The following is a 13873-nucleotide window of genomic DNA, read 5'->3' on the forward strand; positions in this document are numbered from 1 at the left end:
TGATATACTAAGAAATACGAACATAATGGAGGAAGTGAAACACGTGTTAGATTGGTTTCAATTAGCGAGTCATAAAGAAAATCGAATGATTCAAATGCGTCGCTATATGCATCAGTATCCCGAACCATCATTCGAAGAAACTTGGACTCATAATTATATTTTAAATCAACTTAGCCATCTTGACTGTGATATCGAAGCCCCAGTTGGCCGCAATGGTATTAAGGCGACTTTCAAAGGGAATGAAGAAGGCCCTACTATAGCCTTTCGCGCTGATTTCGATGCATTACCTGTAACAGAATTGAATGATGTGCCTTACAAATCGCGACATGAAGGCTTTATGCATGCTTGTGGTCATGATGGTCATACCGCTATTTTACTTGGTGTAGCAGAAATTATTCATGAGCATCGTCATTTGTTAAAAGGGAATGTCGTCTGCATATTCCAATATGGTGAAGAGATCATGCCTGGCGGTTCTCAAGAAATGATAGAAGATGGCTGTTTACAAGATGTTGATAAAATTTATGGCACACACTTATGGAGTGGTTATGAAACAGGCACGATTTATTCTAGACCCGGTGCAATCATGGCAAGCCCTGACGAATTCTCAGTTACCATAAAAGGCAGAGGTGGACACGGTGCAAAGCCACATGAAACGATAGATCCTATCGTTATTATGGCTGAATTTATATTAAGTGCACAAAAAATTATTTCTCGTACGATAGACCCTGTTAAAGAAGCTGTATTAACATTTGGTATGATTCAAGCTGGTTCATCTGATAGTGTTATTCCTGATAGTGCTTTCTGTAAAGGTACCGTGCGAACATTTGATACTGACATACAAGAACACGTCGAAATGCGCATGGACAAACTACTACAGGGACTAGCTTTAGCCAATGATATTACTTATGATTTAGAATACATTAAAGGCTATTTACCAGTGCATAATCATCCACAAGCATATGCTCAAGTGAAACAAGCATCGAATGACTTGCACTTAAGATTTAATGAGTCTGATTTAATGATGATTGGAGAAGACTTTTCTCACTATTTAAAAGTGCGACCAGGCGCCTTTTTCTTAACGGGATGTGGCAATGTAGATAAAGGAATAACAGCACCTCATCATAATCCACATTTTGATATTGATGAGTCCGCATTTAAGTATGCGGCCAGTGTCTTCTTAAAAATACTAGAATTAGAACATGTTTTTTAACTGAAAAAGCTACGCCATCAAAGATACAATCAAGTATCGTCATGGCGTAGCTTTTACTTATATAACAATTCTAAATCTAAAAAAGCCCCCTAAAGGGAGCTTTGAATAATTAAATTATTCCATAATTTCAGTTACAACGCCTGATCCTACAGTACGTCCACCTTCACGAATTGAGAAACGAGTTCCGTCTTCGATAGCGATTGGAGCGATTAATTCAACTGTCATTTCAACGTTGTCACCAGGCATAACCATTTCTGTACCTTCTGGTAAGTTAACAACACCAGTTACGTCTGTAGTACGGAAATAGAATTGTGGGCGGTAGTTTGAGAAGAATGGTGTATGACGTCCACCTTCATCTTTAGATAAAACATATACGTCAGCTTTAAATTTAGTGTGAGGTGTAATTGAACCTGGAGCAGCTAATACTTGTCCACGTTGTACATCTTCACGAGCAACACCACGTAATAACGCACCGATGTTGTCACCAGCTTCAGCATAGTCTAATAATTTACGGAACATTTCTACACCAGTAACCGTTGTTTTAGTAGTATCGTGGATACCAATAATTTCAACTTCTTCACCGACTTTGATTTGACCACGTTCAACACGGCCTGTAGCAACAGTACCACGACCAGTGATTGAGAATACGTCCTCAACTGGCATCATGAATGGTTTGTCAGAGTCACGTTCTGGAGTTGGAATGTAGTTATCAACTGCATCCATTAATTCTAAGATTTTAGCTTCGTATTTTTCGTCGCCTTCTAAAGCTTTTAATGCTGAACCAGCGATTACAGGCACATCGTCACCTGGGAAGTCATATTCAGTTAATAAATCACGAACTTCCATTTCTACTAATTCTAATAATTCTTCATCGTCAACCATGTCAACTTTGTTTAAGAATACTACTAATGCTGGCACACCAACGTTACGTGATAAAAGAATGTGTTCACGAGTTTGTGGCATTGGACCATCTGCAGCAGAAACTACTAAGATACCGCCGTCCATTTGAGCAGCACCAGTGATCATGTTTTTAACATAGTCAGCGTGTCCTGGGCAGTCAACGTGCGCATAGTGACGTTTATCAGTTTGATATTCGATGTGTGCAGTATTGATTGTAATACCACGTTCTTTTTCTTCTGGAGCGTTGTCAATCATGTCGTATGATTGTGCTACAGTGTCACCATTTTTTGCTAATACAGTTGCAATTGCAGCTGTTAAAGTAGTTTTACCATGGTCAACGTGACCGATAGTACCAATATTGGCATGTTCTTTTGAGCGATCGAATTTTTCTTTTGCCATTATTAAATCTCTCCTCTTCTAGTTAAAAGTTATTTCAATATTATCTCTCATGACAGTTTCTCACCATCATGAGAATATAATAGATTGAGTTGCCTCAAAGAAATTCATAATTCCTTTATAATGCATTTTCTACAAAAAATCAATTGTAAAAGCGTGAGCAAAGTTGTTTTAACTCAAAGTGTATTTTAACCTAGTTAGCACGGTTAAAACAAGTTAAATTATTCGCCTTTGTTTTTCTTAATGATTTCTTCAGAAATTGATTTTGGAACTTCTGCATAGTGGTCAAAGTACATTGTGTAAGTACCGCGACCTTGTGTGTTAGAACGTAATGATGTTGCATAACCGAACATTTCTGAAAGCGGTACATAAGCGTTAACAACTTGTGCATTACCACGAGGTTCCATACCATCAACACGTCCACGACGAGCTGTTACGTCACCCATGATATCACCCATGTATTCTTCAGGCATTTCGATTGTAACTTTCATCATTGGTTCTAAGATAACTGGATCACATTTTTTAGCAGCTTCTTTAAGCGCTAATGATGCAGCAATTTTGAAGGCCATTTCTGATGAATCGACATCATGGTATGAACCATCAAATAATTTAGCTTTAACATCAATTAGTGGATAACCAGCTAAGACACCATTTTCCATAGCATCTTTTAGACCTGCTTCAACTGATGGAATGTATTCACGAGGAACTACACCACCAACGATTGCGTTTTCGAATTCGAAACCAGCGCCAGTTTCATTAGGTGTAAATTCAATGTGAACATCACCGTATTGACCACGTCCACCAGATTGACGAGAGAATTTACCTTGAACTTGTGCAGCTTTTTTGAATGTTTCACGGTAAGAAACCATCGGCGCACCTACATTACATTCAACGTTGAATTCTTTTTTCATACGGTCAACCAAGATGTCTAAGTGTAATTCACCCATACCACCAATGATAACTTGTCCAGTTTCATCATCGGTATGTGCATGGAATGTTGGGTCTTCTTCTTGTAATTTAACTAAAGCTGTTGTCATTTTATCTTGGTCAGCTTTAGATTTTGGTTCAACTGATAAGTGGATAACAGGTTCTGGGAATTCCATTGATTCCAAGATAATGTCATTTTTCTCACCACATAAAGTATCACCTGTACCTGTGTCTTTAAGACCTACCGCAGCAGCGATATCGCCTGAGTACACGGTACTAATTTCTTGACGTGAGTTTGCATGCATTTGTAATAAACGACCTACACGTTCACGTTTACCTTTTGTAGAGTTTTTCACGTATGAACCAGATGATAATGTACCTGAGTACACACGGAAGAATGTTAATTTACCAACATAAGGGTCAGTCATTACTTTGAAAGCCAATGCAGCAAATTCTGCATCATCGTCTGCTTTCGCGATAACTTCTTCGTCTGGATTTTCAGAACGGTGACCAATGATTGGTTTAACATCTAATGGTGATGGTAAATAGTCAATTACTGCATCTAGCATTAATTGAACACCTTTATTTTTGAAAGCTGTACCGCAAAGTACTGGGTAAAATTCTACATTTGTAGTAGCTTCACGAATCGCTTCTTTTAATTCAGGAACAGTAATTTCTTCGTCACCAAGATATTTTTCCATTAACTCATCGCTTGTTTCAGCAACGGCTTCAATTAATGTTGCACGTGCTTCTTCAGCTTTTTCTTTATGGCTATCTGGGATTTCGATTTCTTCAATTTCAGTACCTAAATCATTGTTGTATTTGAAACATTTCATTTCGACTAAGTCGATGATTGCTTCAAAGTCATCTTCAGCACCAATTGGTAATTGGATAGGTTGTGCATTTGCTTGTAAGCGATCATGTAATGTGCTTACAGAGTAGTCAAAGTTCGCACCTAATTTATCCATTTTGTTTACGAATACAATACGAGGTACGCCATAAGTTGTAGCTTGGCGCCATACTGTTTCAGTTTGTGGTTCTACACCTGATTGTGCATCAAGTACAGTAACCGCACCATCAAGTACACGTAAAGAACGTTCAACCTCAACAGTGAAGTCTACGTGTCCTGGTGTATCGATGATGTTAACACGGTGACCATTCCATTGCGCAGTTGTAGCAGCTGACGTAATAGTGATACCGCGATCTTGCTCTTGTTCCATCCAGTCCATTTGTGAAGCACCTTCATGTGTTTCACCAATTTTGTGGATACGACCTGTGTAATAAAGAATACGTTCAGTCGTAGTTGTTTTACCAGCATCAATGTGAGCCATGATACCGATGTTACGAGTATTTTTCAAAGAAAAGTCTCTTGCCATGTATTTTTTCTCCTTCCAGTATTTACTGAATAAGTACTTTAGATATGGCGATGCCCTAAGCATGTACCAGCACTGGTAAACCAATGGATTGGAGCACGCTCAGGGTAAAAGCTTTCATTTTACCAGCGGTAGTGCGCGAATGCTTTGTTCGCTTCAGCCATTTTGTGAGTATCCTCACGTTTCTTAACTGCACCACCTGTATTATTAGCTGCATCTAAAATTTCGTTAGCTAAACGATCTTCCATCGTTTTTTCACCACGAAGACGCGCATAGTTTACTAACCAACGTAAACCTAATGTTGTACGACGTTCTGGACGAACTTCAACTGGTACTTGATAGTTAGAACCACCTACACGACGAGCTTTAACTTCTAATACTGGCATAATATTATTGATTGCTTCTTCGAATACTTCTAATGCATCTCGACCGCTGCGTTGTTCAACTAAGTCGAAAGCAGAATAAAGAATTCTTTGTGCTGTTCCACGTTTACCGTCTAACATAATTTTGTTAATCAATTTCGTAACTAACTTAGAGTTATGAATTGGATCTGGTAATACGTCTCTTTTAGGTACTGATCCTTTACGAGGCATAATTAAAATCCTCCCTTCACATTATAGTATATTTTTAGTTTTCTCATTTAAAATTTACACAATCTTAAACTTAGTTTTTAGGTTTTTTAGTTCCGTATAATGAACGACCTTGTTTACGTCCATCAACACCTGAAGTATCAAGTGCACCACGTACAATATGGTAACGCACACCTGGTAAGTCTTTTACACGTCCACCACGAACAAGTACAACACTGTGTTCTTGTAAGTTGTGTCCGATACCAGGGATGTATGCGTTGATTTCAATGTTATTTGATAAACGCACACGTGCATATTTACGTAACGCTGAGTTAGGTTTCTTAGGAGTCATTGTTCCTACACGCGTACAAACACCACGTTTTTGAGGTGAATTTAAGTCAGTAAATTGTTTCTTTTTACTGTTGAAACCTCTATTTAAAGCTGGTGAATCTGATTTCTTAGATTTGCTTTGTCTTGGTTTACGTACTAATTGGTTAATAGTTGGCATTGAGTATGTCCTCCTCTCTTCACTTTTTAATCCCACACATCCAGGTGGTTCATTTTAAGGTTAAATAAAAGTTAGTAAGCAAATACTTACTAATTCTCATTCAATAATGCAACAATTGTCGCATTAACATTAATACCTACATATTTGCCAAGAGCTTGTTTACTCTCGAAATAATAAACAGGTATATTTGTGTGATTGACATAGCTAAACACGCGAGATAATAAAAATACTTCGACGTCTTTTGCAATAATCAATGCTGTAACTTGATCTTTCTTTAACGCCTTGAGCGTTTCTTTAAGACCAACTACAACGTGTTGTTTGTTAAAGCGTGCAACTTTTTCATTAGACATGAACATCCTCCAAAGTTCTGCTTGCATCAACCTTTACAATAATAACACTTAACTTTATTACAGTCAATATATAATAGCAAAATTGATTGAAAATCATAGTGTCAGAAACAAATATTTCCAACAAGTTGGGACCACACTCAGAAGTGTCGACTAAGCAAGTGAGCTTTCAATACAAGTATTGTAAATAAAATAGCTAGTAAATGACGTTACAAAAACCGCATTTACTAGCTAATTTTTCAGGAAATGTCCCAGTCAATTTTATTATTTGTCTGTTAATTGTTCTTCTGTTTGTTCAGCTACTGGAACAGTGGTTTTATCGTATTTAACGCTACTGTATCGTCTCATACCTGTACCAGCTGGGATAAGTTTACCAATAATAACATTCTCTTTAAGTCCAAGTAAGTCATCACGTTTACCTTTGATAGCTGCATCTGTAAGGACACGTGTTGTTTCTTGGAATGAAGCCGCTGATAAGAAGCTTTCTGTTTCAAGAGATGCTTTAGTAATACCTAACAACACTGGTTTGGCTGTTGCTGGGCGTTTACGTTGTTTAAATGCATCGCGGTTTGCGTCTGTAAAGTGGTGAATATCTACAAGTGAACCTGGTAATAATTTAGTGTCGCCAGCTTCGATAATACGCACTTTACGTAGCATTTGTCTAACCATTACTTCAACGTGTTTATCATCGATTTCTACACCTTGCATACGATAAACTTTTTGTACCTCTTTAAGCAAGTAACTTTCAGTAGCATTTAAACCAGCCACAGCTAAGAAGTTTTTCGGCTCAATTGAACCTTCTGTTAATACTTCTCCTCGTTCAACTGATTGTCCTACTTCTACTTTTAATCTTGAAGTACCTGAAGCAAGGTAAGATCTTGTTTCGTTTGCGCCTTTAACAACAATTTCTTGTTGACGGTCTTTCGCTAATTTAATATCTTCAACAACACCTTCGATTTCAGTAATCACAGCTTGTCCTTTTGGATTACGCGCTTCGAAAATCTCTTGGATACGTGGAAGACCTTGAGTGATATCGCTACCTGCTACACCACCTGTGTGGAATGTACGCATTGTAAGCTGCGTACCTGGTTCACCAATTGATTGAGCAGCAATTGTTCCAACTGCTTCACCCACTTCAACTTTTTCACCTGTCGCAAGGTTTTTACCATAACATTTTTCACATACGCCGTGACGTGTGTTACAAGTAAATGCTGAACGGATGTACATTTGCTCAATACCTGCATCGGTAATTTTCTTCGCGATTTCAGCTGTAATCAATTCATCAGGACGAATGATAATTTCATCCGTTTCAGGGTGACGAATTGTTTCTTTAGAATAGCGACCTTCGATACGTTCGATAAACGGTTCAATCATTTCTGTACCTTCTCTAATATCAGATACAAGTAAACCACGGTCAGTGCCACAGTCTTCTTCACGTACAATAACATCTTGTGCAACGTCAACAAGACGACGAGTAAGGTAACCAGAGTCAGCTGTTTTAAGCGCTGTATCGGCAAGACCTTTACGTGCACCATGGGTAGAAATGAAGTATTCTAATACGGTTAAACCTTCACGGAATGAAGAAGTGATTGGCAACTCAATAATTTTACCTGATGGCGCAGCCATTAAACCACGCATACCAGCTAATTGCGTAAAGTTAGATGCGTTACCACGCGCACCTGAATCACTCATCATAAAGATTGGGTTTGTTTTCTCAAGTGATTGCATTAATTCGCCTTGAATTTGGTCTTTAGCATCTGTCCAAATTTCAACGACTGCATTATAACGTTCATCTTCTGTTATTAAACCACGATTGAATTGTTTTGTTACTCGATCAACAAGTTTTTCATGTTCATCTAAGATATCTTTTTTGTCTGGTAATACAACGATATCTGCGACACCTACAGTAATACCTGCTTTTGATGAAAATTTGAAACCTAAGTCTTTCATACGGTCAAGCATCATTGATGTATCAGTAATGCTAAATCTATTAAAGACTTCAGCAATAATATTACCTAAGAATTTTTTGTTGAATGGCTCAGTCAATTCTTGTTCTTCAAAGAATGCTTTAAGTCCACCTTCACCTAATTGTGATGGATCAACAAAATATTTATCAGGTGTTTTGTCTTCTAAATTTGCTTGTGATGGTTCATTAATATACGCAAATGATTCTGGAATAATTTCATTAAAAATGACTTTACCTACAGATGTAGCTAAGATTTTTTTATTTTGTTCTTCAGTAAATGTCGGGTTGTTAAATGACCCAGCATGTACACCGATACGTGTATGCAAGTGTACATAGCCATTGGCATATGCTTTTAACACTTCGTTTGTATCGTTAAAAATAGCACCAGTATTAATTGCATCTTTGCGCTCTAAAGTAAGGTAGTAGTTACCTAATACCATATCTTGTGATGGCGTAACAACTGGTTTACCATCTTTAGGGTTCAAAATATTTTGTGCAGCCAGCATAAGCATACGTGCTTCTGCTTGAGCTTCTTTAGATAATGGTACGTGAACAGCCATTTGGTCACCATCAAAGTCCGCATTGTAAGCTGTTGTTACAAGTGGGTGAAGTCGAATTGCGCGACCTTCTACTAATGTTGGTTCAAATGCTTGAATACCTAGTCTATGAAGCGTAGGCGCACGGTTTAACAGAACCGGATGTTCTCTAATAACATCTTCTAATACATCCCAAACTTCATCATCCATGCGTTCAATTTTACTTTTCGCATTTTTAATGTTTGTGGCAATTTCACGTTGTACTAACTCTTTCATAACAAAAGGTTTGAACAATTCGAGCGCCATTTCTTTTGGCAAACCACATTGGTACATTTTCAAGCTTGGACCTACTGCGATAACTGAACGTCCTGAATAGTCAACACGTTTACCGAGTAAGTTTTGACGGAAACGACCTTGTTTACCTTTCAACATATGAGAAAGAGATTTCAAAGGTCTGTTACCTGGTCCAGTAACTGGGCGTCCGCGTCGTCCATTATCAATTAAAGCATCTACTGCTTCTTGCAACATACGTTTTTCATTTTGCACGATAATACCAGGCGCACCTAAATCTAATAAACGTTTTAAACGATTATTACGATTAATGACACGACGATATAAGTCATTTAAGTCACTTGTAGCAAAACGGCCCCCGTCTAATTGAACCATAGGACGGATTTCTGGTGGAATAATTGGAAGTACATCTAAAATCATCCACTCAGGTTTATTGCCAGAATTTCTAAAAGATTCAACAACTTCTAAACGTTTAATTGCACGTGTCAATCTTTGACCAGTTGCTGATTCTAATTCATCACGTAATTGCTTAAGCTCTTCATCAAGGTCAATTTCATGTAATAAATCTTTAATGCCTTCTGCACCCATTTTAGCAACGAATTGTCCTGGATATTTGTCATAGTAGTCTCTAAATTCAGCTTCAGATAATAAAGTTTTCTTTTCTAAACCAGTTGGACCTGGATCGACGACAACATATGAAGCGAAATAGATAACTTCTTCTAATGCTCTAGGAGACATGTCTAATAACAGACCCATACGACTTGGGATACCTTTGAAGTACCAAATATGAGATACAGGAGCTGCTAATTCAATATGTCCCATTCTTTCACGACGAACTTTAGATTTAGTGACTTCAACACCACATCTATCACAAACCATGCCTTTATAACGCACACGTTTGTATTTACCACAACTACATTCCCAATCTTTAGTTGGGCCGAATATTCTCTCACAGAATAAGCCATCTTTTTCTGGTTTTAACGTACGATAATTAATTGTTTCTGGTTTTTTCACTTCACCATATGACCATGAACGAATTTTTTCAGGTGAGGCTAAACCGATTTTCATATAATGGAAATTATTTACATCAATCAAGGAGCCTACCTCCTTCAATTTAGATTAGCTGTGCCATTTGATTGATTTACATCTATTGAAATTAAGGAAAGGTTAGGATGGATGCAACTCAAAACACATTATGTTTAAACATCCGTAGCACTTGTTCCTAACACCATTCCTTATATCTTATATATTGACTAATCAGCAGTTTCTTCTTGTTGAGATTGTGGCGCATCTTTTTGTTGCAAATCTACTTTGCGCTCTGTTGTATCTTCATCTTCAACATCTGCCATTTCGATTTCGTTATCGTGCTCATCCATCACTTTCACATCTAAACCTAAACTTTGAAGTTCTTTCATCAATACACGGAATGATTCAGGAACACTTGGTCTAGAAATGTTTTCACCTTTAACGATAGCTTCGTATGTTTTAACACGGCCTACCGTATCATCAGATTTATAAGTAAGGATTTCTTGCAATGTATAGGCAGCACCATAAGCTTCAAGTGCCCATACTTCCATCTCACCGAAACGTTGTCCACCAAATTGTGCTTTACCACCAAGTGGTTGTTGTGTAACTAATGAGTATGGACCTGTTGAACGAGCATGTAATTTGTCATCAACCATATGTGCAAGTTTAAGCATGTACATAACTCCAACTGAGATACGGTTGTCGAATGGCTCACCTGTACGGCCATCATATAATACGGTTTTACCGTCACGTGCCATACCAGCTTCTTCAATTGTTGACCATACATCTTCATCGTTAGCACCATCAAATACTGGTGACGCAACATGAATACCTAAGTTTTTAGCAGCCATACCTAAATGCAACTCTAGAACTTGTCCAATGTTCATACGTGATGGCACACCAAGTGGGTTTAACATAATATCAATTGGACGTCCATCTGGTAAATAAGGCATGTCCTCTTCTGGAACAATCTTAGAAATGACACCTTTGTTACCATGACGACCACACATTTTGTCCCCAACGTGTATTTTACGTTTCTGCACAATATATACGCGTACTAATTGGTTAACACCTGGAGAAAGTGTGTCATCTCCTTCTTCACGGTTGAAGACTTTAACATCTAGCACAATACCGCCAGCACCATGTGGTACACGCAATGAAGTGTCACGCACTTCACGTGCTTTTTCACCAAAGATTGCATGTAATAGACGTTCTTCAGCTGTTAGCTCTGTGACACCTTTAGGCGTTACTTTACCTACTAAAATATCGCCATCTTTAACTTCTGCACCTACATAAACAATACCGCGATCGTCTAAGTTTTTAAGTGCACTTTCAGAGACGTTAGGAATATCACGTGTGATTTCCTCAGGTCCTAATTTCGTATCACGTGCTTCTGATTCATATTCTTCAATATGAATAGATGTGTAAACGTCATCTTTGACTAAACGTTCACTCATGATGACAGCATCTTCATAGTTATAGCCGTCCCAAGTCATGAAACCAACTACAACGTTGCGGCCTAATGCCATTTCACCAAGCTCCATTGATGGACCGTCAGCTAGAATTTCATTGTATTCTACAACGTCGCCAATAGAAACAATTGGACGTTGGTTATAACATGTACCAGAGTTAGAGCGTTTAAACTTCGCTAATGGATAGCGATCAAGTTCGCCTTCATATTCTTTTCCATTTTCTTCAATTAATCGACGCACTAGGATTTCATTAGATTCAACGTGTTCTACACGACCTCTGTATTTTGCAGTAATCGCAGCACCAGAGTCACGAGCAGCAACATGCTCCATACCTGTTCCTACGAACGGCGCTTCAGGGTTCATCAACGGAACTGCTTGACGTTGCATGTTTGCACCCATCAATGCACGGTTAGAGTCATCGTTCTCTAAGAATGGAATACATGCTGTCGCAGCTGAAACAACTTGTTTAGGAGACACATCCATGTAGTCCATTTTTTCTTTAGCCATAACAGTATTATTACCGCGGAAACGGCATACTACTTCATCATCTAAGAAACGACCATTTTCATCAAGGCGAGAGTTCGCTTGTGCAACGACATAACTGTCTTCTTCATCAGCAGTTAAGTAGTCAATTTGATCTGTGATTGCATTTGTATCAATATCTACTTTACGATAAGGCGTTTCAATAAAGCCAAACTCGTTGACACGCGCATAACTAGATAATGAGTTAATCAAACCAATGTTTGGACCCTCTGGTGTTTCAATCGGACACATACGGCCATAGTGAGAATAATGCACGTCACGAACTTCCATTTGTGCACGTTCACGTGTTAAACCACCAGGTCCTAACGCAGATAAACGACGTTTGTGTGTTAATTCTGCTAATGGGTTAGCTTGGTCCATGAATTGTGATAATTGAGAACTACCAAAGAATTCTTTAATTGATGCAATAACTGGTCTAATATTAATTAATTGTTGTGGTGTGATAGATTCTGTATCTTGAATTGACATTCTTTCACGCACAACACGTTCCATTCTTGATAAACCAATACGGAATTGGTTTTGCAATAACTCACCAACTGAACGTAAACGACGGTTACCTAAATGATCGATATCATCCGTGTAACCAATGCCAGCTAATAAGTTGAAGAAGTAACTCATAGAAGAAATAATATCTGCAGGTGTGATACATTTCACTTCTGAATCTGGTAAAGCATTACCAATTATCGTTGTTGTACGACCTTCTTCATCATTTGGTACATAGACTTTGATTGATTGAATTTCAACCGGTTCGTCTATTACTGTTCCTTCTAATTCGAATACTTCACTATTCGCATTTGTTTCAAGAACGTCCATAATTTCGTCTAATTTGCGACGATCTAATACAGTACCTTCTTCAGCAACAATTTCACCTGTTTCGCTGTTTACGATAGGCTCTGCTAATTTTTGATTAAATAAACGGTGTTTTAGATGCAATTTTTTGTTCGCTTTATAACGTCCAACGCTTGCTAAATCATAGCGTTTCGGATCGAAGAAGCGAGAATATAATAAACTTTTTGCATTTTCAACTGTTGGTGGTTCACCAGGACGTAAACGTTCATAAATTTCTAATAACGCTTGTTCAGTGTTTTCTGTTCCGTCTTTTTCTAATGTATTACGCAAGTATTCGTTATCTCCTAACAACTCAACAATTTCTTGATCAGTTGAAAAGCCTAATGCGCGTAATAAGACAGTTAATGGCAATTTACGAGTTCTATCAATACGAACATAGACAACATCTTTAGCATCTGTTTCGTATTCTAACCAGGCACCACGGTTAGGAATGATTGTAGCATCATAATTTTCTCGTCCGTTTTTGTCAATTTTTTCATTAAAGTAAACGGATGGTGAACGTACTAATTGCGATACAATAACACGCTCTGCACCATTAATAACAAACGTACCTGTATCTGTCATTAATGGGAAGTCTCCCATAAATACTTCTTGCTCTTTAACTTCACCTGTTTCTTTTATAACGAGACGCACTTTAACACGAAGAGGTGCAGCATAAGTAGCGTCACGATTTTTCGATTCTTCTAAATCATACTTTGGTTCACCTAATCTGTAATCTACAAACTCTAATGATAGGTTACCTGTGAAATCTTCAATTGGTGAGATATCACGGAACATTTCTAGTAAACCTTCTTTTAGGAACCAATCATAAGATTTAGTTTGAATTTCTATTAAGTTTGGTAATTCTAATACTTCTGAAATTCTCGCGTAGTTTCTACGTTTACGATGTCTTCCATATTGGACAACTTGACCTGCCAAACAGATTCACCCCTCAAATATTGTGTGCTACCGTCCATTTAA

At 37.9% G+C, this 13873-nt stretch carries 8 protein-coding genes; 1 reads left to right on the forward strand and 7 read right to left on the reverse strand.

Annotated elements, in window-relative coordinates:
• The first annotated feature begins 43 nt into the window (after positions 1-43).
• Positions 44-1210, forward strand: coding sequence for a M20 family metallopeptidase (locus HMPREF2597_RS08300; protein WP_002479460.1), 1167 nt, complete (start codon positions 44-46; stop codon positions 1208-1210).
• Positions 1211-1324: 114 nt separating this feature from the next.
• On the opposite strand, the gene tuf is transcribed toward HMPREF2597_RS08300, so the two are convergent.
• From tuf to rpoB, 7 genes are all read right to left on the reverse strand, one after another.
• Positions 1325-2509, reverse strand: a complete 1185-nt coding sequence (gene tuf / locus HMPREF2597_RS08305; RefSeq protein WP_002459931.1) for an elongation factor Tu — start codon at positions 2507-2509, stop codon at positions 1325-1327.
• 218 nt (positions 2510-2727) lie between these two features.
• Positions 2728-4809, reverse strand: a complete 2082-nt coding sequence (gene fusA / locus HMPREF2597_RS08310) for an elongation factor G (RefSeq protein ID WP_002479461.1) — start codon at positions 4807-4809, stop codon at positions 2728-2730.
• A 119-nt stretch (positions 4810-4928) separates the two neighbouring features.
• Positions 4929-5399 (reverse strand): 30S ribosomal protein S7, encoded by a 471-nt coding sequence (rpsG, locus tag HMPREF2597_RS08315; RefSeq protein WP_001137495.1) that lies wholly within the window; start codon positions 5397-5399, stop codon positions 4929-4931.
• Positions 5400-5469: 70 nt separating this feature from the next.
• Positions 5470-5883, reverse strand: coding sequence for a 30S ribosomal protein S12 (gene rpsL / locus HMPREF2597_RS08320; protein WP_002459933.1), 414 nt, complete (start codon positions 5881-5883; stop codon positions 5470-5472).
• Positions 5884-5972: 89 nt separating this feature from the next.
• Positions 5973-6233, reverse strand: coding sequence for a ribosomal L7Ae/L30e/S12e/Gadd45 family protein (locus tag HMPREF2597_RS08325; RefSeq protein ID WP_002479463.1), 261 nt, complete (start codon positions 6231-6233; stop codon positions 5973-5975).
• Positions 6234-6494: 261 nt separating this feature from the next.
• The gene (rpoC, locus tag HMPREF2597_RS08330; RefSeq protein WP_161510814.1) at positions 6495-10091 is read right to left on the reverse strand and encodes a DNA-directed RNA polymerase subunit beta'; all 3597 of its coding nucleotides are present in this window, start codon (positions 10089-10091) and stop codon (positions 6495-6497) included.
• 185 nt (positions 10092-10276) lie between these two features.
• The gene (gene rpoB / locus HMPREF2597_RS08335; protein ID WP_002459936.1) at positions 10277-13831 is read right to left on the reverse strand and encodes a DNA-directed RNA polymerase subunit beta; all 3555 of its coding nucleotides are present in this window, start codon (positions 13829-13831) and stop codon (positions 10277-10279) included.
• Positions 13832-13873 lie beyond the last annotated feature (42 nt).

Origin of the sequence: Staphylococcus sp. HMSC063A07 (genome assembly GCF_001836955.1) — a bacterium.
GTDB classification, from domain to species: Bacteria; Bacillota; Bacilli; order Staphylococcales; family Staphylococcaceae; genus Staphylococcus; species Staphylococcus lugdunensis.

Bases quoted from the DNA above. Each gene is read 5' to 3' on its own strand.
- tuf (WP_002459931.1), bottom strand. From the start codon at position 2,509: ATGGCAAAAGAAAAATTCGATCGCTCAAAAGAACATGCCAATATTGGT.
- fusA (WP_002479461.1), bottom strand. From the start codon at position 4,809: ATGGCAAGAGACTTTTCTTTGAAAAATACTCGTAACATCGGTATCATG.
- rpsG (WP_001137495.1), bottom strand. From the start codon at position 5,399: ATGCCTCGTAAAGGATCAGTACCTAAAAGAGACGTATTACCAGATCCA.
- rpsL (WP_002459933.1), bottom strand. From the start codon at position 5,883: ATGCCAACTATTAACCAATTAGTACGTAAACCAAGACAAAGCAAATCT.
- HMPREF2597_RS08325 (WP_002479463.1), bottom strand. From the start codon at position 6,233: ATGTCTAATGAAAAAGTTGCACGCTTTAACAAACAACACGTTGTAGTT.
- rpoC (WP_161510814.1), bottom strand. From the start codon at position 10,091: ATGAAAATCGGTTTAGCCTCACCTGAAAAAATTCGTTCATGGTCATAT.